At 58.5% G+C, this 18,457-nt stretch carries 16 protein-coding genes; 10 read left to right on the top strand and 6 right to left on the bottom strand.

From position 1 onward, the window contains the following. Nucleotides 1–259 precede the first annotated feature (259 nt). Together hutC and BTE54_RS09150 are read right to left on the bottom strand one after the other, a co-directional pair. Nucleotides 260–985 carry a histidine utilization repressor gene (hutC, locus tag BTE54_RS09155; protein ID WP_078052209.1) on the bottom strand — a complete coding sequence of 242 codons (726 nt, stop codon included), beginning with the start codon at nucleotides 983–985 and terminating at the stop codon, nucleotides 260–262. Nucleotides 986–1,036: 51 nt separating this feature from the next. Further along, nucleotides 1,037–2,383, bottom strand: coding sequence for a formimidoylglutamate deiminase (locus BTE54_RS09150; protein ID WP_078052208.1), 1,347 nt, complete (start codon nucleotides 2,381–2,383; stop codon nucleotides 1,037–1,039). A 114-nt stretch (nucleotides 2,384–2,497) separates the two neighbouring features. Here BTE54_RS09150 and hutI point away from each other — a divergent pair, with 114 nt between their 5' ends. The 5 genes from hutI to BTE54_RS09125 all read left to right on the top strand — a co-directional run bounded on the left by hutI (nucleotide 2,498) and on the right by BTE54_RS09125 (nucleotide 8,416). After that, nucleotides 2,498–3,757: an imidazolonepropionase gene (gene hutI, locus BTE54_RS09145; RefSeq protein WP_078052207.1), complete on the top strand. Its 1,260-nt coding sequence runs from the start codon at nucleotides 2,498–2,500 to the stop codon at nucleotides 3,755–3,757. Further along, the gene (gene hutH / locus BTE54_RS09140; RefSeq protein WP_078052206.1) at nucleotides 3,754–5,298 is read left to right on the top strand and encodes a histidine ammonia-lyase; all 1,545 of its coding nucleotides are present in this window, start codon (nucleotides 3,754–3,756) and stop codon (nucleotides 5,296–5,298) included. The genes hutI and hutH overlap by 4 nt, the downstream gene beginning before the upstream one ends. Nucleotide 5,299: 1 nt before the next feature. Then, nucleotides 5,300–6,100, top strand: coding sequence for an N-formylglutamate deformylase (gene hutG, locus BTE54_RS09135; RefSeq protein ID WP_065656681.1), 801 nt, complete (start codon nucleotides 5,300–5,302; stop codon nucleotides 6,098–6,100). Between the two features lie 11 nt (nucleotides 6,101–6,111). Next, nucleotides 6,112–7,785, top strand: a complete 1,674-nt coding sequence (gene hutU, locus BTE54_RS09130) for a urocanate hydratase (RefSeq protein WP_065656680.1) — start codon at nucleotides 6,112–6,114, stop codon at nucleotides 7,783–7,785. A 61-nt stretch (nucleotides 7,786–7,846) separates the two neighbouring features. Next, complete coding sequence (locus tag BTE54_RS09125; RefSeq protein WP_078052205.1) at nucleotides 7,847–8,416, top strand: HutD family protein; 570 nt, start codon at nucleotides 7,847–7,849, stop codon at nucleotides 8,414–8,416. A gap of 58 nt (nucleotides 8,417–8,474) precedes the next feature. Here the strand turns inward: BTE54_RS09125 and BTE54_RS09120 are convergent, their stop codons facing one another. The 4 genes from BTE54_RS09120 to BTE54_RS09105 all read right to left on the bottom strand — a co-directional run bounded on the left by BTE54_RS09120 (nucleotide 8,475) and on the right by BTE54_RS09105 (nucleotide 13,286). Next, nucleotides 8,475–9,953 carry a M81 family metallopeptidase gene (locus tag BTE54_RS09120; protein WP_078052204.1) on the bottom strand — a complete coding sequence of 493 codons (1,479 nt, stop codon included), beginning with the start codon at nucleotides 9,951–9,953 and terminating at the stop codon, nucleotides 8,475–8,477. Between the two features lie 71 nt (nucleotides 9,954–10,024). Further along, a complete protein-coding gene (locus BTE54_RS09115; RefSeq protein ID WP_078052239.1) occupies nucleotides 10,025–11,113 on the bottom strand; it encodes a D-TA family PLP-dependent enzyme in 1,089 nt (362 codons plus the stop codon). 31 nt (nucleotides 11,114–11,144) lie between these two features. Beyond that, complete coding sequence (locus BTE54_RS09110; RefSeq protein ID WP_065656677.1) at nucleotides 11,145–11,540, bottom strand: RidA family protein; 396 nt, start codon at nucleotides 11,538–11,540, stop codon at nucleotides 11,145–11,147. A 360-nt stretch (nucleotides 11,541–11,900) separates the two neighbouring features. Then, entirely contained in the window at nucleotides 11,901–13,286 is a 1,386-nt protein-coding gene (locus BTE54_RS09105) for an FAD/NAD(P)-binding protein (protein ID WP_078052203.1), read from the bottom strand. A gap of 434 nt (nucleotides 13,287–13,720) precedes the next feature. On the opposite strand from BTE54_RS09105, the gene repA reads away from it, so the two are divergent. The 5 genes from repA (at nucleotide 13,721) to BTE54_RS09080 (ending at nucleotide 18,435) form a co-directional block, all read left to right on the top strand. Further along, nucleotides 13,721–14,935 carry a plasmid partitioning protein RepA gene (gene repA, locus BTE54_RS09100; RefSeq protein ID WP_026363408.1) on the top strand — a complete coding sequence of 405 codons (1,215 nt, stop codon included), beginning with the start codon at nucleotides 13,721–13,723 and terminating at the stop codon, nucleotides 14,933–14,935. Next, on the top strand, nucleotides 14,932–15,945 hold the full coding sequence (gene repB / locus BTE54_RS09095) for a plasmid partitioning protein RepB (RefSeq protein WP_065656675.1): 1,014 nt from the start codon (nucleotides 14,932–14,934) through the stop codon (nucleotides 15,943–15,945). Before repA ends, repB begins: the two co-directional genes overlap by 4 nt. 185 nt (nucleotides 15,946–16,130) lie before the next feature. Then, on the top strand, nucleotides 16,131–17,408 hold the full coding sequence (gene repC, locus BTE54_RS09090; RefSeq protein WP_078052202.1) for a plasmid replication protein RepC: 1,278 nt from the start codon (nucleotides 16,131–16,133) through the stop codon (nucleotides 17,406–17,408). 461 nt (nucleotides 17,409–17,869) lie between these two features. Further along, entirely contained in the window at nucleotides 17,870–18,082 is a 213-nt protein-coding gene (locus BTE54_RS09085; RefSeq protein WP_065656707.1) for a hypothetical protein, read from the top strand. Between the two features lie 68 nt (nucleotides 18,083–18,150). After that, a complete protein-coding gene (locus tag BTE54_RS09080; RefSeq protein WP_078052238.1) occupies nucleotides 18,151–18,435 on the top strand; it encodes a hypothetical protein in 285 nt (94 codons plus the stop codon). Nucleotides 18,436–18,457: the final 22 nt, after the last annotated feature.

Genomic DNA, 18,457 nt, shown 5'->3' with positions numbered 1-18,457 from the left:
AAAGTCGCCGTCGCCAGCAGCGCCGCCGCCCTCGTTCAGTGAGCGGACTTATAAATCTACCCAGCCAAACAAGTCAACACAGCAATATCAAAAAAAACAAGAAATGTGATATGTACCTGATTGTAAAAGGGAATTTGAAAATTATCGTATAAATTAACGAGTTTTAACGGTTTTCCCGTCGGTGTCCGTCAAGCTTGATGGGCCGTCCCCTATATAGGGTCTCCATATCGCAATAACAGGGGCGAAGGCCTTGCGGATGTCAGTCGGAAGACGGGCTGAAGCGGGCGACCAGCGCATGCGCATTGCCGGGATAGGCGAAGCGCACATAGGTGACAGCGCCCGAATTGCTCCAGGTACGGCGCTCCACGACAAGACACGCCTGCCTGTCCGAAATACCGAGCAGGCGCGCGATCTCCTTCGACGGTGTTTCGGCGCTGATCCGGTGTTCGGCAGTGCTCCAGGGAACATGGCCGAGCAGCCAGGGGCCGGGCGCAACTTCGGTGAAGTCGGTTTCAGCCGCGTCCGGCACTGCCGTCAGACTGATGAGGCGCTGTTCGACACAGAATTCGCGTGCACCGGCGAAATGGATGCAGAGAATGTCGAGCAAGGGTGTCCCGACGGAAACGTCGAGCCGCTCACGATCAGCGCTTTTCGCGCTACGCCTTTCGCGCTTCAGTATTTTGAAGCCATAGTCGAGGCCAAGGGATTCGACCTCCGCCCCGATATCGTGAATTTGAAGAACGGCGGACTGGATCTGCGGCTGGCGAACGAAACTGCCGGATTTCTTGCGGCGTTCGATCAAACCGGCCTTGGCGAGCTGGCCCATGACCTTGTTCACGGTCATGCGCGAACAGTGATATTGATCGGCTAGGTCGACCTCGAAAGGCAACCGGTGGCCCGGCGGCCATTCTCCCGAAACGATCCGGCCCTCGATCTCAGTGAGGATACGCTGGTGCAGGGTCTGCCCGGCTGATGCTTTCGTCACGTCCGCAATGCCCTTCCCCGCTGGCCTTTTCCTGTTTCCGCCGAGCCCATATCAGCTATCGAGAAGTTCAGCCATGACCTTGTTGAAACGATCGGATATTTCGCGGCGGTGGATATGCCGGCCGGCCTGCACGCGCTTTTCGCCGCGCACCCAAACGGAATCGACAGAAATGCCGCCCGCGAATATCCACTGATCGAGAATCTGGGATGTCGGAAGATAAGAAACGGCCGAAACATCAAGAGAGACGAAATCGGCGCTTTTTCCATTTTCCAGACCATTTCGCGACGCCAGAGCCCTGCCGCCGCCCTCAAGAGCCTGCCGGAAGAGTTTTTCGCCCGTGGAATGGCCGGCATCGGCAATGACATTGCGTGCCCGATGCGAGAGGCGTTGCGAATATTCGAGCGTTCGCAATTCTTCCGGCACGGAAATCAGAATGTTGGAATCCGATCCGACGCCATAATGGCCGTTTTCAGCGAGAAACGCCGGAGCCGGAAAGATGCCGTCGCCGAGATTGGCTTCCGTGATAGGGCAAAGACCGGCAACAGCACCGCTTTTTGCCATGCCTCGCGTTTCGGTTTCCGTCATGTGCGTCGCATGAATAAGGCACCAGCGGCCATCGACCGGCGCGTTTTCAAGCAGCCATTCCACCGGTCTCGCACCGGAAAAGGCGAGCGAATCTTCCACTTCTTTCGTCTGTTCCGCCACATGAATATGGATCGGCCCGCCCTTTGCCAGCGGCTCGATGGCTGCCAGCTCGTCGCCGGTCACCGCACGCAGGCTGTGCGGCGCGATCCCGAGCGTGGCGCCCGGCAGCCTGTCCACCACGGCCTGCGCACCCTGCATCAGCTTTCCGTAACTGTCGAGCGAATGGATGAAACGCTTCTGCCCGTCGATTGGCGCCTGGCCGCCGAAACCGGAATGGGCATAAAAGACCGGCAGCAATGTGAGGCCGATACCCGTCTGCGAGGCGGCCGCGCCGATCCGTTCGGCCATTTCGGCGATATTGCCGTAATGCGAGCCATCCCTGTCATTATGCAGATAGTGAAATTCTCCAACCCGCCCGAAACCAGCCTCGAGCATTTCCATATAAAGCTGGGCAGCAACGGCCTCGACATGGTCAGGCGTCATGGAGAGCGCGAATTTATACATGACGGTGCGCCAGCTCCAGAAACTGTCATCGCCGGGACCACGGATTTCGGCAAGCCCGGCCATGGCGCGCTGAAAGGCGTGGCTGTGAAGATTTGGCATGGCCGGGACGATGACGGCATGTCGCTCATCCTGCGGCTGCGGGGAAACACCGGTTTCCACGGATAAAATAGCACCTTCGTCGCAGACGATGCGAACATCCTTCGCCCATCCATCCACCAGAAGCGCTGCGCCCGCGTGAATTGCCGTCATGCCACCCTCTCCTTTGGTTCTGTCCGGCAAGGCCATTTCAAACACGAAATTGCAGCTTGCCAAGCCGGTTATTATGTATATACATTTAACTCACAAAGGAAAGGCGAAAAGCAAATGCCAGGGAACAAATCTGCAAACGGAACGGCGACGGGGAACGCCACGGCTTTGTGGCGCAACGCCCGGCTGGCAACCTTCAATCCCGCCATGGAAGGCATCGGCGCCGTCGAAAACGCCGTCATTGCCGTGCGTAACGGCCGCATCGCCTTTGCCGGCCCTGAAGGCGATCTGCCCGCCGATCTGTCAACGGCCGATGAGACCCACGATTGCGGCGGCCGCTGGATCACCCCTGCCCTGATCGACTGCCACACCCATCTTGTCTTCGGCGGCAACCGCGCCATGGAATTCGAGATGCGGCTGAATGGGGCAACCTATGAAGAGATCGCCAAAGCGGGCGGCGGCATTGTTTCTTCGGTGCGCGACACGCGCGCGCTTTCGGAAGATGCTCTGGTGGCGCAGGCTTTGCCGCGCCTCGACACGCTTCTTTCCGAAGGCGTTTCCACGGTCGAAATCAAATCCGGTTACGGTCTCGACATTGAAACCGAGCTGAAAATGCTGCGCGTCGCCCGCAGGCTCGAGACATTGCGGCCGGTGCGCATCGTCACCAGCTATCTCGCCGCGCATGCGACACCTGCAGACTATAAGGGGCGCAACGCCGATTATATTGGCGATGTCGTTCTGCCTGGGCTGGAAAAAGCCCATGCGGACGGACTGGCGGATGCGGTTGACGGTTTTTGCGAAGGCATCGCCTTTTCCGTCGAGGAGATCGATCGGGTTTTCAAGGCTGCAAAACAGTATGGCCTTCCGGTCAAACTGCATGCCGAGCAGCTTTCCAACCTTGGCGGTTCCGAGCTTGCGGCATCCTATAACGCCCTTTCGGCCGATCATCTGGAATATCTTGATGAGGCCGGTGCGAAGGCGCTGGCGAAAGCAGGAACCGTGGCCGTGCTTCTTCCCGGCGCTTTCTACGCGCTCAGGGAAAAACAATTGCCGCCGGTGCAGGCCCTGCGCGATGCCGGGGCCGACATTGCGCTGGCAACGGACTGCAACCCCGGCACTTCACCGCTCACCTCCCTGCTGCTGACCATGAATATGGGCGCAACGCTTTTCCGCATGACCGTGGAAGAGTGCCTGACGGCGACGACACGCAACGCGGCAAAGGCGCTCGGCCTGCTTAGCGAAACCGGCACGCTGGAGGCTGGAAAATCCGCGGATTTTGCCATCTGGGACATCGAGCGTCCGGCAGAACTCGTCTACCGCATCGGTTTCAATCCGCTCCACGCCCGCATTTTCAAGGGACAGAAGGTTTGCCCATGACCATGAAGACCATCACGCTTCACCCCGGCAATGTGACCTTGGCCGATCTCGCCGCGATATACTGGGAGAACGGCAGCGCCAAACTCGACCGCAGCTTCGATAAAGGCATTGAAAAGGCGGCGGCCCGCATTGCGGAGATCGCTGCCGGCAATGCGCCGGTCTATGGCATCAATACCGGTTTCGGCAAGCTCGCTTCCATCAAGATCGACGCGGCCGATGTGGCGACGCTGCAGCGCAATCTCATCCTGTCGCATTGCTGCGGGGTCGGCGCACCGCTTCCTGAAAATGTCGTGCGGCTGATCATGGCGCTGAAGCTGGTTTCGCTCGGTCGCGGCGCATCCGGCGTGCGGCTGCAACTTGTGCGGCTGATCGAAGCCATGCTGGAGAAGGGCGTCATCCCCGTCATTCCAGAAAAGGGTTCGGTTGGGGCTTCCGGCGATCTCGCGCCGCTTGCCCATATGGCGGCGGTGATGATGGGCGAAGGCGAGGCCTTTTATGCGGGCGCGCTTCTGCCGGCCGGCGAAGCGCTTGCGAAAGCCGGACTGTCCCCGGTGGTGCTTGCCGCCAAGGAAGGACTGGCGCTGATCAACGGCACGCAGACTTCGACGGCGCTGGCGCTCGCCGGTCTTTTCCGAGCCCACCGCGCAGCACAGGCGGCACTTATTACCGGTGCGCTTTCCACCGATGCCGCCATGGGCTCATCTGCACCTTTCCATCCCGATATTCACAGCCTGCGGGGTCATAAGGGCCAGATCGACGCGGGAGCTGCGCTTCGTAATCTGCTGGAGGGTTCGGAAATCCGCGTCAGCCATATCGAGGGCGATGAGCGGGTGCAGGATCCCTATTGCATTCGCTGCCAGCCGCAGGTGGATGGCGCCTGCCTCGATCTTCTGCGGCAGGTGGCCCGCACGCTGGAAATCGAAGCCAATGCCGTGACCGACAATCCGCTGGTGCTTTCAGACAATTCCGTCGTCTCCGGCGGCAATTTCCACGCCGAACCGGTGGCCTTTGCCGCCGACCAGACGGCGCTCGCCATTTGCGAGATCGGCGCAATCGCCCAGCGACGCGTGGCGCTGCTGGTCGATCCGGCCCTCTCCTATGGTCTGCCGGCCTTTCTTTCCAGGAAGCCCGGGCTGAATTCCGGCCTGATGATCGCGGAAGTCACCTCCGCCGCGCTGATGAGCGAGAACAAGCAGATGGCGCATCCGGCGTCGGTGGATTCCACGCCGACCTCCGCCAATCAGGAAGACCATGTCTCCATGGCCTGCCATGGCGCGCGCCGCCTGCTGCCGATGACGGACAATCTCTTCGCCATTCTCGGCATCGAGGCGCTTTCGGCCGTGCAGGGCGTGGAACTGCGCGGGCCGCTGAAAACGAGCCCCGAACTGCAAAAGGCGATTGCGGCGTTGCGCGCGGCGGTCCCTTCGCTGGAGGAAGACCGCTATATGGCGCCGGACCTGAAGGCTGCGGCGGAATTGATTGCCTCCGGCGCGCTGGTCGCGACGATTTCGGACGGCATTCTGCCGAAGCTGGAGGTTTGAGATGCGTGTCTTCGACGTCAAGGAAGGTTCATCGCCGATCATTCTCGGCTTGCCCCACACCGGCACGGATGTCCCGGCGGATATCTGGCAACGCCTGAACGATAACGGCAAGATTCTCGCCGATACGGACTGGCATATCCATGAGCTCTATGCCAGCCTTCTCGAAAGCGCGACAACCGTAAGGGCGACCTTCCATCGTTATGTGATCGACGCCAACCGCGATCCGGCCGGGGTAAGCCTTTATCCGGGCCAGAACACAACCGGGCTTGTTCCGGAGACCGATTTCGACGGCGAGCCGATCTGGAATGAAGGACAGGAACCCGCAGCGGACGATATCGCCTACCGTCTGGAAAACTTCCACGCGCCCTATCACGCGGCCCTTGCGGCGGAAATCGAGCGGGTCAAATCCATCCACGGCATCGCGATTCTCTATGATTGCCATTCGATCCGTTCGCATATTCCCTTCCTGTTCGAAGGCAAGCTGCCGGATTTCAACATCGGCACGGATATGGGCAAGACCTGCGATCCGACCATCGAGAAGATCGCCGTCGAGGTGACCGCCGCAGCGGACGGCTACGACAGCATTCTGAACGGTCGTTTCAAGGGCGGCTGGACGACGCGCCATTACGGAAAACCGCAGAGCGGCGTGCACGCCATTCAGATGGAGCTGGCGCAATCCACCCATCTTCAAAGCGAGACGCCGCCTTTTGCCTATGACACGGGCAAGGCCGAACGGCTTCGCTCTCATCTCAAAACCATTCTCACGCGCATGGAAAAATTTGCGCTCGACACGAAACGATAAGGGGAAAACACATGAACAATCCACGCCACAATATTCGCGATGTCCGCTCGCCGCAGGGCACTGACCTCAATGCCAAAAGCTGGATGACGGAAGCGCCGCTGCGCATGCTGATGAACAATCTCGACCCTGACGTGGCCGAGCGCCCGCATGAGCTGGTGGTTTATGGCGGTATCGGCCGCGCCGCCCGCACCTGGGACGATTTCGACCGTATCGTCGCGACGCTGAAGGATCTGAACGAGGATGAAACCCTCGTCGTGCAGTCCGGCAAGCCGGTCGGCGTGTTCCGCACCCATAAGGACGCGCCGCGCGTCCTGATCGCCAATTCCAACCTTGTGCCGCATTGGGCGAACTGGGATCATTTCAACGAGCTGGATAAGAAGGGCCTTGCCATGTACGGCCAGATGACGGCCGGTTCGTGGATCTACATCGGTACGCAGGGCATCGTGCAGGGTACCTATGAAACCTTCGTCGAGGCCGGCCGCCAGCATTATGACGGCAACCTGAAGGGCAAGTGGATTCTCACCGGCGGTCTCGGCGGCATGGGCGGCGCACAGCCGCTCGCTGCCGTCATGGCCGGCGCCTGCTGCCTCGCCGTCGAATGCGATGAAACCCGCGTCGATTTCCGCCTGCGCACCCGTTATGTCGATGCGAAGGCGCATACACTCGATGAGGCACTGGCCCTGATCGACCAATGGACCAAGGCGGGCGAGGCGAAATCCGTCGGCTTGATCGGCAATGCGGCGGAAATCTTCCCGGAACTCGTCCGTCGCGGCGTTCGTCCCGATATCGTTACCGACCAGACCTCGGCGCACGATCCCGTCCATGGGTACCTTCCGGCCGGATGGACCGTTGCCGAATGGCGCGCCAAGCAGGAAAGCGACCCAAAGGCCGTTGCGGCTGCCGCCCGCGCCTCGATGAAGGTGCATGTGCAGGCCATGGTCGATTTCTGGAACGCCGGCGTTCCCACGCTCGATTACGGCAACAATATCCGCCAGGTCGCAAAGGATGAGGGCCTCGAAAACGCCTTCGCCTTTCCGGGCTTCGTGCCGGCCTATATCCGCCCGCTGTTTTGCCGCGGCATCGGCCCGTTCCGCTGGGCCGCCCTTTCCGGCGATCCGGAAGACATCTACAAGACCGACGCCAAGGTGAAGGAACTGCTGCCAGACAACAAGCACCTGCACAACTGGCTGGACATGGCGCGCGAGCGCATCGCTTTTCAGGGCCTGCCGGCGCGTATTTGCTGGGTCGGCCTTGGCGACCGCCACCGTCTCGGCCTCGCCTTCAACGAAATGGTGAGGAACGGTGAGCTGAAGGCGCCGATCGTCATCGGACGCGACCATCTGGATTCCGGCTCTGTCGCCTCGCCCAACCGCGAGACCGAGGCCATGAAGGATGGCTCGGACGCCGTTTCCGACTGGCCGCTCCTGAACGCGCTGCTCAACACCGCATCCGGCGCGACCTGGGTGTCGTTGCACCACGGCGGCGGCGTCGGCATGGGCTTCTCGCAACATTCCGGCATGGTCATCTGCGCCGATGGCACCGACGATGCCGCTCGCCGGCTGGAGCGCGTGCTTTGGAATGACCCGGCAACCGGCGTCATGCGCCATGCCGATGCCGGTTACGACATCGCCGTGGAATGCGCCAAGGAACAGGGCCTGCGCCTGCCCGGCATTCTCGGCAATTGATCCTCTTTCGGCCGGAAAGAGAAACACCTTTCCGGCCGATCCCTCTCAAAAGTGGAAAACCATGACCCTGCTGCGCGCAAGCGATTACAAGCGAATGCCCTGGAAAAACGGCGGCGGCGAAACGGTGGAAATCGCCATCTTTCCACCCGCCTCTTCCGTCGAGAATTTCGACTGGCGCATCAGCATGGCGACAGTGGCGAGCGACGGGCCGTTTTCGATCTTCCCCGGCATAGACCGCACCCTCTCCATTCTTGAGGGAAACGGCATGGCTCTGGCAATTGCGGCCGGCGATCCGCTGTTGCTGACAATGGAAAGCCCACCCCTGCCCTTTCCGGCCGATGTTCCCGTGAATGCGACCCTGCCCGATGGCGCGATCACCGATCTGAACGTCATGACTCGCCGCTCGCGCTTTCGTCATGTCGTTAAAAGGCATTCCGGCCCGTTTTCGGGAAAAGCCGCCGGAAACACGACGCTTGTGCTGGCACTCGACCCGCTGGCGGTTTTAACCGGTGAAGGCGAGAACCGATTGGGGAAGCTGGACGGTCTGCTGATCGAAGGCGGTTTACCGTTCACCGTCGAAGGAGATCGAAACGAAAGCGCGTTTTTCCTGATCACCCTCGAGCGTCTCTGAAGCCTTCGGGAAAAGGCTTCACAAATTTTGTCCAGATAACGCCCAAACCGCTGCCGCCTCAGTCCAGCCCCAGCGGATCGGCCACCCGTGGCCAAAGCTCAAGGCTCGCCTTGCGATAGGGCGTTTTCGCCGGATCGGTCGGATAGGATGTCGGGGCCGCTATGTAAACGATCTCGGAGGCTACAGGCGCAAACCCCGCATGGAAATGGTTGGTGGACTTGACCAGCAGCACGTCTTTTTTCGCGAAATCGACGCCGAGATTGGAAAAGATATCCGGCTCATAAGTTTGTGTGCGGCTGGTGATGAGGATGATATCGATCTGCGTACCGAGCGGCCGAACGACAGCGGCACGGCCGAGCGTGACGCGGCTGTTGCAGAAACTCTGCCAGCCGGCCTCGGTCGTGCGCATCACCTTTATGCGGAAATCGAGCGGCTCGCCGCCTTCCGGGCTGGATTTGCCGCCGATGCGCAGATCTATCTCCGCGCCCTCGCCCGCCGCGTGACAGAAGGAAACCGCAATCGGGTCCCAGATCGTCGCGACGGCGATATTGTCCATGCCGCGCTCCACCATGCGCCGCAGAATATGGGTGGCGTCACCGGCGACACCGCCGCCTGGATTGTCCCAGATATCCGATACGACGACCGGCCTGTCCGGATTGTTGCTGCGAATGGCAAGAACCTGGTCGAGACCGGATTCCGTATCCAGCATCGGCATGGCGGTCAGTTTCCGCATGACATAAAGCTCATGGCCGAGCTTTTCGGCCAGCGCATCGCCCTTTGCCCTGTCATTATCGGTCACGACAACGATGCGCGTTCCCATATCCGGCACATCGCCCGCCATAAAACCGTGAATGACGGAAATCGACAGGATGCCATCCTTGCCTTCCATCGCCTTCAACCGGTCGACGTAAGAGCGCATCGGCTCACGGCTGGTGGGATAAATGGTGATCATACGGCAATCGAAAGTGGAGATGACCGGCTTGATCTCCCCCCGAAGCGTGCGCAGCGCCATTTCCACGACATGCTCGCCGCGCTCTTCGAAATCCGTATGCGGAAACTCCAGAAACGTTGCCATAATATCGAGATTTTTGACCCGAAGCGCGGTCAGATGGCTGTGCGGATCGAATTCCGCCGCGACCAGTACATCCGGTCCAACCAATGCGCGGACGCGTGACAGGAAATCCCCCTCCGGATCGTCATAACCCTGCGCCACCATCGCGCCGTGCAGACCGAGCACCACGGCATCGACCGGCAGGGCAGCATGGAGTTCGGCAAGAATGGTGTCCCGCAGCGTTTCATAGGTCTGGCGCTGGATAAGGCCCGCCGGTTCCGCCCAGCAGGAAGTTCCTTCTATTACCGTAAACCCTTCCGCCTTACCGCGATGACGCAAGATCGGCACTGGCGATGAGCAGAGCGTCGGCGTTTCTGGATGTTCCCCCGGCCCGGCATAAAAAGCCGCGCGAAAGGCGTCCATATCCGTCGGGACGGGTGAAAACGTGTTGGTTTCGGTGGCGAGTGACGCCGTGAAGATGCGCATGTCTCTAGATTCTCGTTACCGCAGTCTGCCCTTCGGCAGCTTTATTTCAGAATTTAATTAGCCGGGTAATTTTACCAGACCGTACCGCGGGCCGCGACCTGCTCAACCCGCGTCACGACACCGTTTCGATGGAAAACCATCCTATCGAAAAGATTGCTGACAACGCAGGTGTGGTTCGGAACGACCTTGACCACATCGCCGATTTCAGGCCGGCCCGAGGCACAGCGGGATAGATCGACAACCGCATGTTCTTCCGAAAGCGAGATGATTTTCGCTCCTTCATAGCCTTCGAGCAGCCCGTAATCGCTGAAACCCAGAAGATCCGAGGTCAGGGCCTTGGAGCCGCAATCCAGCACCGCCCGATCGGCTGTCGGTCGCGATACGACGGTGGCAAGAACATGCATGGCGAGATCGTCCGCCGTGCAATGTCCGGCGCGCAGCATGGCGCGATCATTATAGACATAGGTGCCGGCCCGATGTTCGGTGGCGCAAGGAACGAGATGGGCGGCGTAAAAATCCGGAGAACCGCCGCTGGATCGCACCGGGCAATCCATGCCCTTTGCCGCCAGCAATGCCATGGTCTCGCGAAGGAAGTTCTCCACCGTCGCGGCGCCTCCCGGTGCCGGGTAGGTCAAAATGCCCTTGAATGTGAGGCCCGGTGCCGCCGCGATCTTTTCCGCAAGCGCCAGTGCCGCTTCCGGCGTCTGCACACCACAGCGCTTGCCGCCCGTGTCGCATTCGACCAGTACGGCAAGCGGCCTTGCCGCATCGAATGTATCGGCAAGGCCGGCAATCGTGACCACGCTATCGGCAACCACGCTCAACCGGCCGATGCGCGCATTCAGCGCCTTCAGCCGCGACAGCTTTGCTGCACCGAGAATATTATAGGTAATCAGAATGTCATCAAAACCGGCATCCGCAAAAACCTCCGCCTCACTGACTTTCTGGCAATTAATGCCGATGGCGCCGGCCTGAAGCTGCTGCTTTGCGACGGCGGGTATCTTGTGCGTCTTGATATGCGGCCGAAAGGCCTTGCCGTGGTCATCCAGATAAGATTGCGCCCTGAGGATATTGGCGGCGAGCCTGTCCTCGTCGATGACAGGCATCGGCGTCGAAATCGCATTGAGGGGTGTGCCCGCATCAGGCCAGGGATAGGTCATCATCTACTCTCAAACATCGGCAAATTGGGCTTCAGGTCAGCGGCTTATAGGCGATAACGTCCATTTCCACCTTGGCATCGACCATCAACGGAGATTGCACGGTGGAGCGTGCGGGCGGATGATCGATGAAATATTTCTGGAAGACAGCGTTAAAGCTCGAAAAATCCCGGGCATCGTCCAGCCAGACATTGACCTTGACCACATCCGCAAGCGTACAATCGGCAAGCGCCAGAACATCCTTGATATTCGCAACCACCTGCTCGGTCTGCGCCACGATTCCGCCGGTCACCACCTCGCCATCGACGGTCGGCACCTGCCCGGAAACATAAACGAAATCGCCGGCCCGGACGGCCTTGGCAAATGGTCGCCGCTGTCCACCAGCCTGATTGTCCGCCGCCTCATATCGTATCAGTTTCGGCTTTTGCATAAGTCCTCGCAAATTATTTTCATAATTTCAGAAATTTTCGCGATTTGTAGCCGATTTCATGGCGCATTTCCATAAGCAATGTAAATTATTTAGCAATCGGGCACATTACGTGCGAAATCCGCCGCCACGCTTTCTGCTGTTGATTACAGGGAAATATACGGCTTATGGTCGATATATGCCATGATTCAAGTAAGAACAGCGCGCTTATCCTGCGGTTCCCATCGGCATTCGCGCTGCGTTCCACTCGCCAATTGGGCATCCATGGAATTTCCAGCACATTATTCAGAGAACAAGTTTGCCGCGGCTAACCTCTTAGGACAGGTACTAGGCACGTCTGACTGCGGCCGGCCCTTCACCAGCTCATCCCCGTGCGGAAAGCCGATCGCTCGCTGTCACTCTGTCCGTGATCTCTTGCGCGATCTTCTGCGCCTGCACACGAATATCCGGAACGGCGGTAATTTCCCAGAAGCGGCCCGCCGTCAACGCACCGGCGGCGAAAAGACCGGGCCAGCTTCGTCCGTCAGTCCGCAGCAAACGAGACTGGCGATCGACTTCTACACCGAGCCCGAAGGGATCGAGCAAAATAACACCGTCCCCGCGCATCGTTTCAAGAAGCCGCGAATGGCCGATGCCGGCCCGCTCCATTCCCGTGCAATTGATGACCCAATCGACCTGCAGTTCCTTCAATATCTGCGTATGCCTGCGGCGGTAACGCACGGCGATCCCCTCCTCCCCTTCTTTTATGGAGCGAAGGTAACCCGCATGAATTTCAAGAACACCATCTGAAAGCAACTTCCCGAAAGCGCCAGACACTTCAGGCGCGATACGGTGCCGATGGATGTTCCACCACGGCAAGGCATGCCGAAGAAACCGGCTGCGCTGCGGAGGTGTAAGACGTTGCCAAAGCGATTGGGTTTGCGGCCGCAAGCCATCCATGACGGTGCGCCACGGCGCCCCATCGCGCACCTGCTTGCGCAGAGAGTGCAGCAACCAGCTAATCTCCGTCGAGCCTTCGGGTAAATTCGGCTCCACGGGCGGTGACGGTGGGCTGACATGCGGATGCGGCACCAGACCACGGCGGGACAGAACATGGATTGGCCCTTGATGTCCTTTTCCCCTCAGAGTCAAAACCTGATCGATCATCGTCAGGCCCGACCCCAGAATACAAATGCGATCTCCGGCTCTAATTTTGGACAACCATCCCGGCTGCCAGCAGTGGCCGATGACACGTTGCGGGCCCTCTTCTTCCCTTGCGACAGTTTGCACCGGCAAACTCGCCGCGCCGACACCCAGACACAGAACGACATTCTGCGCGCGCAGCTGCTCACCATTTTCCAGCGCAAAAGAAAACCCGCCTGCACCATCCGGCCGACAGGCAGAAGCCTTGGCCCGAACGAAGTCCACCCGGGCCCGTTGCTCCCTGCTTCTGAGCAGGCCGGCCAACCTGTCGCGAAGATAAAGACCGTAATCACCGCGCGAGGCGAACAGCAGGGGATTGTCCGCGATCCCGTTTTCCGCCAACCAGTCGACAAAGTCATCAGGCTTGTCAGGGAAGACACTCATTCGCCCGGCCGGCACATTCAGACGATGATAGGGCAGCTCCGTGCGATAGGCGGTGCCGCGCCCGAAATCCGACTCATCGCCGACGATAGCGATAGAGGCTTCCGCGGGCAGTGACGATAGAAGATGGGCAGCGGTACAGATTGCCGAAAAACCCGACCCGACGAGAGCGACATCATAGGACATTCATTCCTCCAACCTGCGACAGCTTGAACAGCCAGACGACGGGTGCCGAACCCAATGATACTCTAGTCAACGAGTAGAGATTAAACAGATGCGAATGTCCACCCTTCACTTTCTGGCGCCGGGATTATCGGAGGCATAGAAGATCAAACCCAAAAGTTAGCCGCGGCAAACTTCCGCACGGGGGCGGATATTCGGGCACCAAACGACGCGACAATGCCCTTCTTTATGATCAACAACGAGAAGTTAGCCGCGGCTAACCGTCAAACGGTCACAAAAAGCAAATGTGATTCTTCCACAATGCTTTAGCGGCACTTTCCAACCTGAGAAAAAAGCCTATTGCGCCAAAAAGAGAATCGGCGCTTATATCTCAGTTGCGGAAAAAACCGCCTTTTTCGAAAAAAACCGCTACTGCAATTTCGAGCGAAAGAAGACCGATGACACAGAGTGCCGATTTAAGACGTGCCGCAGGAGCACCCGACCTGACGAGTCTTATACAACAGCATTCGGCTGCGTTGTCAGCCCAATTGCAGGCTCATAATGCAAATACATTTTCACCGCACACCGAAAAGAGCATGCGCCATTTTTCACCGGCGGAAACCGCACGGTTGATCGGCATCGGCGAAGCCTATCTTCGCCAGATCGCCGCCGAGCGTCCGGAGCTCGATGCGGCGCAGGCTTCCGGCCGTCGTTCCTATTCCGTCGAGGATATGGACGAGATCAGAAAATTCCTCGATCAGGGCGCGCGTGGCACACGCCGTTATCTGCCGCATCGCCGTGACGGTGAAGAGTTGCAGGTCATTGCGGTCATGAACTTCAAGGGCGGTTCGGGCAAAACCACGACATCTGCGCATCTGGCGCAATATCTGGCGCTGCGCGGTTACCGGGTACTTGCCATCGATCTCGATCCGCAGGCCAGTCTGTCCGCTCTCTTCGGTCATCAGCCGGAGATCGATGTCGGTCCGAATGAAACGCTTTACGGCGCGATCCGCTACGACGATGAACGCCGACCGATCGCGGAGATCGTTCGTGGTACCTATATTCCCAATCTCCATATCGTTCCGGGCAATCTGGAACTTATGGAATTCGAACACGACACGCCCCGCGCGCTGATGCGTCGCGCACCGGGAGATACCTTGTTTTTTGCCCGCATCGGCCAGGCAATAGCCCAGGCGCAGAACTTCTATGACGTTGTGGTCATCGATTGCCCGCCACAGCTCGGTTATCTGACACTTTCGGCGCTGACGGCTGCCACATCGGTTCTTGTCACCGTTCATCCGCAAATGCTCGATGTGATGTCGATGAACCAGTTCCTTGCCATGACCGGCGATCTTCTCGCTGAAATCGGCAGGGCGGGCGCGCGTTCTGACTACAACTGGATGCGTTACCTGATCACCCGTTTTGAACCGAGCGATGGGCCGCAAAACCAGATGGTCGCGTTCCTGCGCTCGATTTTCGGTGAAAACGTCCTCATCCACCCGATGCTGAAGAGCACGGCCGTCTCGGATGCCGGACTGACCAACCAGACACTTTTTGAAGTGGAAAGAACCCAGTTCACCCGGTCCACCTATGACCGCGCACTGGAAGCCATGAACAACGTAAACGCTGAAATCGAAGGACTGATTAAAAAAGCGTGGGGTAGGGCAGCATGAGCAGAAAACAGATTTTCGCCAATCTCGGTACGCCGGGCGCCGACAGCAACGAGGCTGCCACCGAGCGGTCGCGTCCGCGTATCCGGCCCATCCTCGGTTCTCCTGAACTCGTGACGGATGTTCTGAATTCCCCGGTCGGCATGATCGGCCAGTCGCTCAACGAAGTATCGGAACGCGCCAAGCGGGCAGAAGAGATCGAAAAGCAGCTCGCCGAAGGTCTTACGATCGTTTCGCTCAACCCTGCCGACATCGATCCCTCTTTCATACCGGATCGCATGCCAGCCTCGGAAGAGGCGGATGCTGGCCTGATAGAGGCCATTCGTGAACAGGGCCAGCAGGTTCCCATTCTGGTGCGCCCGCATCCCGAATTCCCCGGCCGTTATCAGGTCGCCTTCGGCCATCGTCGCCTGCGCGCCGTTTCCAGCCTCGGTATTCCGGTCAAGGCGGTCGTTCGTGATCTCAGCGACGAGCAGCTTGTCGTTGCCCAGGGACAGGAAAACAACGAGCGCCGCGACCTCACCTATATCGAAAAGGCGCGTTTTGCCCAGAAACTGCAAATGCGGTTTCCTCGCGATACGATCATGGCCGCCATGTCGCTGCACAAGGGCGATCTCTCCAACATGCTTTCGGTTGTCGGCCGTATTCCCGAAGATTTGGTCGATCTGATTGGCCCGGCCCCGACTGTCGGCCGTCGTAACTGGATGGATCTTGCCGATCAGCTTTCCTCCTCTCAGGTCAAGGAAGCAGCCCGCGCCTATGTCAAGGACGCATCGGTTGCCGCCCTGCCATCGGAAGAACGTTTCAAGTCGCTTCTGGATTTTCTGAAGCCCAAGGCGCAGGCGAAAAAAACCGGCGTCTGGTCATCGCAAACCGGCGGTCGACTGGCAAAGGTGGTCGAAAGCGACCGCAAGCTGGATATCTCCATCGACAAGAACGAAGCCCCGGAATTTGCCGAGTTCGTTCTCGAACATCTTCAGACGCTGTTTGCCGAATACCGGTCCAAGCAGTGATTTTTAACTCGAACGACTAACAGGAGACGCATCACAAAAGAAAAAAGCCCCCGAACGTTGCCGCGCGGAAGCCTTTCTTTGATTTAAGCACCCGAAGAATCTCATTTCCGCGAATCATAGTCAAGAGTCTTGGCATCGAATTTTTCGGTGAGCGATTTTCTTTTGCCTTGTGAAAGGTGAAAGACATGGACAGCACATGTGTAACGACGCCCTTTGGGCGGCGAGCGATGTCGTTTGGCGTCCTCGCAACCCAGTTTGCCGCGCAGAAAAACAAGAAAATCGAAGCGGTCGATAAATGGAAACTCTATCGTTCGGTCTGCGAAGCCAGGCCATTGCTCCGCGTGACTGATCGCTCGCTCGCGGTTCTGAACGCGCTTTTGAGTTTTTATCCGAAGAACGAGCTTTCCAGCGAAGCCGGATTGGTCGTCTTCCCGTCGAATACGCAATTGTCACTCAGGGCCCATGGCATGGCCGAGCAGACGTTGCGGCGGCATCTCTCGGCTCTTGTCGAGGCCGGTCTTATCATTCGCAAGGACAGCCCGAACGGAAAACGATACGCCCGCAAGCATAGGGGAGGGGAAATCAGCGAGGCTTACGGTTTTTCGCTGGCGCCGCTTCTTGCCCGCAAAGCGGAAATCGAGGAACTGGCCGAACGCATCGTCAGCGAGCGGCTCGATCTTCAGCGGCTTCGTGAAAACATCAGCCTATGCCGCCGCGATATCCAGAAACTCTGCGAGATGATTGCCGCGAGCGGAGAAGTCGAAACCTTCGAAGGGTTTCAGACCCGCTACAATTCCATTGCCCGCTCTCTCGGCCGCAATTCCAAGCCGGCGGAGCTTCGAGAAATCGCCGGATTTTTGGCCTCGTTGCGCGCGGAAGTGACCAACTATCTGGAAAATATTGAAAAATCGGAAAAAACGGGCGGCAATGACTGCCAAAATGAGCGCCTCATAAAGAATTCAGAATCCGAATCCATATCTGAACGGCAAGATTTGTGCGAACCGGCAACCGTTGCACCTGCCAGCACGGCAAGCACCCAGCCGGCATATGTGGCACCCGTAAGTGCAAAAGCTTCGCCGCAGTCAGCAAAGCCTGTTCTTCATAAGCATTTTTTTGTTCCTGATATTGTTTTGGTTTTGAAGGCTTGCCCGGATATCTCGCTCTATGCCCCAGGCGGAGCGGTTACCGGATGGCGCGATCTTGAAGTGGCGACATCCGTCATCAAAACCATGTTCAACATCAGCCAGTCGGCGTATCAGGATGCCCTCCTCACATTCGGCCGACAGGGAACGGCAGCCATTCTCGCATGCCTTTTGCAGAAAGCGGACCAGATAAGCTCGCTCGGCGGATATCTGCGTAATCTGACCCGTAAGGCGCAGGAAGGCGGCTTCGATGTGCAGACAATGCTTCTGGCGCAGTTGCGAGGGCGTAAGGACACCATGGAGGCGAACATGCTTTCGTGAGTTCTCACGGGCCGCGCGAAATGGTCATCGCTTGCGGAAAAAGCAGACGGAAGTTACATTAACGCCGTTTCCGCAAGTAGAAAGAGATTCGCATGAGGGTGCTGTAGCAACAGTGCAGCCTGTGGATTTCTATGGTTAATGCAAAGTAATGAAAACTAAGTTCTGTTTAGCTTTCGTTTGCGTTTTTCCGTGATTGGTTTCAATCGCTTGAGTCGAGGGTGTTTTTCGTCGAAATTGCGACGAGAGGAGCGGAAAGCGCAATTTGTCTGCGCAGAGCACCTGGCAAAACAGGCGTGTGGTACTGAATAGAAGTGCATACGCGGGCGCCACAAAACCACGATATGGCCCGTCGGAAGTAAATGCACTGTCGACAGACAAAGCCCCGCGCCGAGGGCGGCGAAGTTGAACTTTCTGCAAGGTCCTGCGTTTGGGCTTGATTGCTTGAACGGATGGCTGAGCTGATGAATTTTCCGGATGACATGGAACTGGCCGTCGCCCTCTACATGGCGGATAACGCCTTGCCGCGGGAAAGGGCTATCGAAAAGCTCCTGAGAGCGGAGCTCGAAAACACTGGCCATCTGCCCGGTGGCGAAGGTCGACCGCCGGAGATTGTCGGTGGGCAACCAAGCGCCGACTATGTTCAATATAGCTCCTACCTTGATGGGGATCGCTGACGAGCGGCGGAACCAAAGCGGGCGAGGGCTGTTTATGGCGCAACTAATTGTGCCAGGATATGCGTCCCATGTTTCCAAGATCATTTATTCTCTCAGCCGCACTCACCGCAATGACGAGCCTGCCTGCAATTGCCCAGCCTCTCGAGGTCAGCACGCTTACGGTTTCCAGCGCCGACAGCATTCCACTTTCGCCCAAGGCTGCGACCCCGAACTACATTACCGACGTCTCTGGGAAGAAAGTCCGTCTGGTTGGGCCGCGCTTTTATCCCGACAATGCGCGGGCGCTGGAGCTTCCCGGCCGAAGGTCGAACCCGGTTGCATCGGGGAGCGAAGAGGCTTTGTCGCAACGGTGAGGGGGCGTGGTGAGAAGACCGG

Origin of the sequence: Agrobacterium sp. YIC 4121 (genome assembly GCF_002008205.1) — a bacterium.
GTDB classification, from domain to species: Bacteria; Pseudomonadota; Alphaproteobacteria; order Rhizobiales; family Rhizobiaceae; genus Agrobacterium; species Agrobacterium leguminum.
This window is presented reverse-complemented; position numbering and strand designations above follow the sequence as displayed.

What these genes read in the sequence shown, in the direction of transcription:
- BTE54_RS09085 (WP_065656707.1), top strand. Translation starts at nt 17,870, where the DNA reads ATGAATTTTCCGGATGACATGGAACTGGCCGTCGCCCTCTACATGGCG.
- repB (WP_065656675.1), top strand. Translation starts at nt 14,932, where the DNA reads ATGAGCAGAAAACAGATTTTCGCCAATCTCGGTACGCCGGGCGCCGAC.
- hutG (WP_065656681.1), top strand. Translation starts at nt 5,300, where the DNA reads ATGCGTGTCTTCGACGTCAAGGAAGGTTCATCGCCGATCATTCTCGGC.
- BTE54_RS09120 (WP_078052204.1), bottom strand. Translation starts at nt 9,953, where the DNA reads ATGCGCATCTTCACGGCGTCACTCGCCACCGAAACCAACACGTTTTCA.
- BTE54_RS09115 (WP_078052239.1), bottom strand. Translation starts at nt 11,113, where the DNA reads ATGACCTATCCCTGGCCTGATGCGGGCACACCCCTCAATGCGATTTCG.
- BTE54_RS09080 (WP_078052238.1), top strand. Translation starts at nt 18,151, where the DNA reads ATGTTTCCAAGATCATTTATTCTCTCAGCCGCACTCACCGCAATGACG.
- BTE54_RS09105 (WP_078052203.1), bottom strand. Translation starts at nt 13,286, where the DNA reads ATGTCCTATGATGTCGCTCTCGTCGGGTCGGGTTTTTCGGCAATCTGT.
- hutU (WP_065656680.1), top strand. Translation starts at nt 6,112, where the DNA reads ATGAACAATCCACGCCACAATATTCGCGATGTCCGCTCGCCGCAGGGC.
- hutH (WP_078052206.1), top strand. Translation starts at nt 3,754, where the DNA reads ATGACCATGAAGACCATCACGCTTCACCCCGGCAATGTGACCTTGGCC.
- BTE54_RS09110 (WP_065656677.1), bottom strand. Translation starts at nt 11,540, where the DNA reads ATGCAAAAGCCGAAACTGATACGATATGAGGCGGCGGACAATCAGGCT.
- repC (WP_078052202.1), top strand. Translation starts at nt 16,131, where the DNA reads ATGGACAGCACATGTGTAACGACGCCCTTTGGGCGGCGAGCGATGTCG.
- BTE54_RS09125 (WP_078052205.1), top strand. Translation starts at nt 7,847, where the DNA reads ATGACCCTGCTGCGCGCAAGCGATTACAAGCGAATGCCCTGGAAAAAC.
- hutI (WP_078052207.1), top strand. Translation starts at nt 2,498, where the DNA reads ATGCCAGGGAACAAATCTGCAAACGGAACGGCGACGGGGAACGCCACG.
- repA (WP_026363408.1), top strand. Translation starts at nt 13,721, where the DNA reads ATGACACAGAGTGCCGATTTAAGACGTGCCGCAGGAGCACCCGACCTG.
- BTE54_RS09150 (WP_078052208.1), bottom strand. Translation starts at nt 2,383, where the DNA reads ATGACGGCAATTCACGCGGGCGCAGCGCTTCTGGTGGATGGATGGGCG.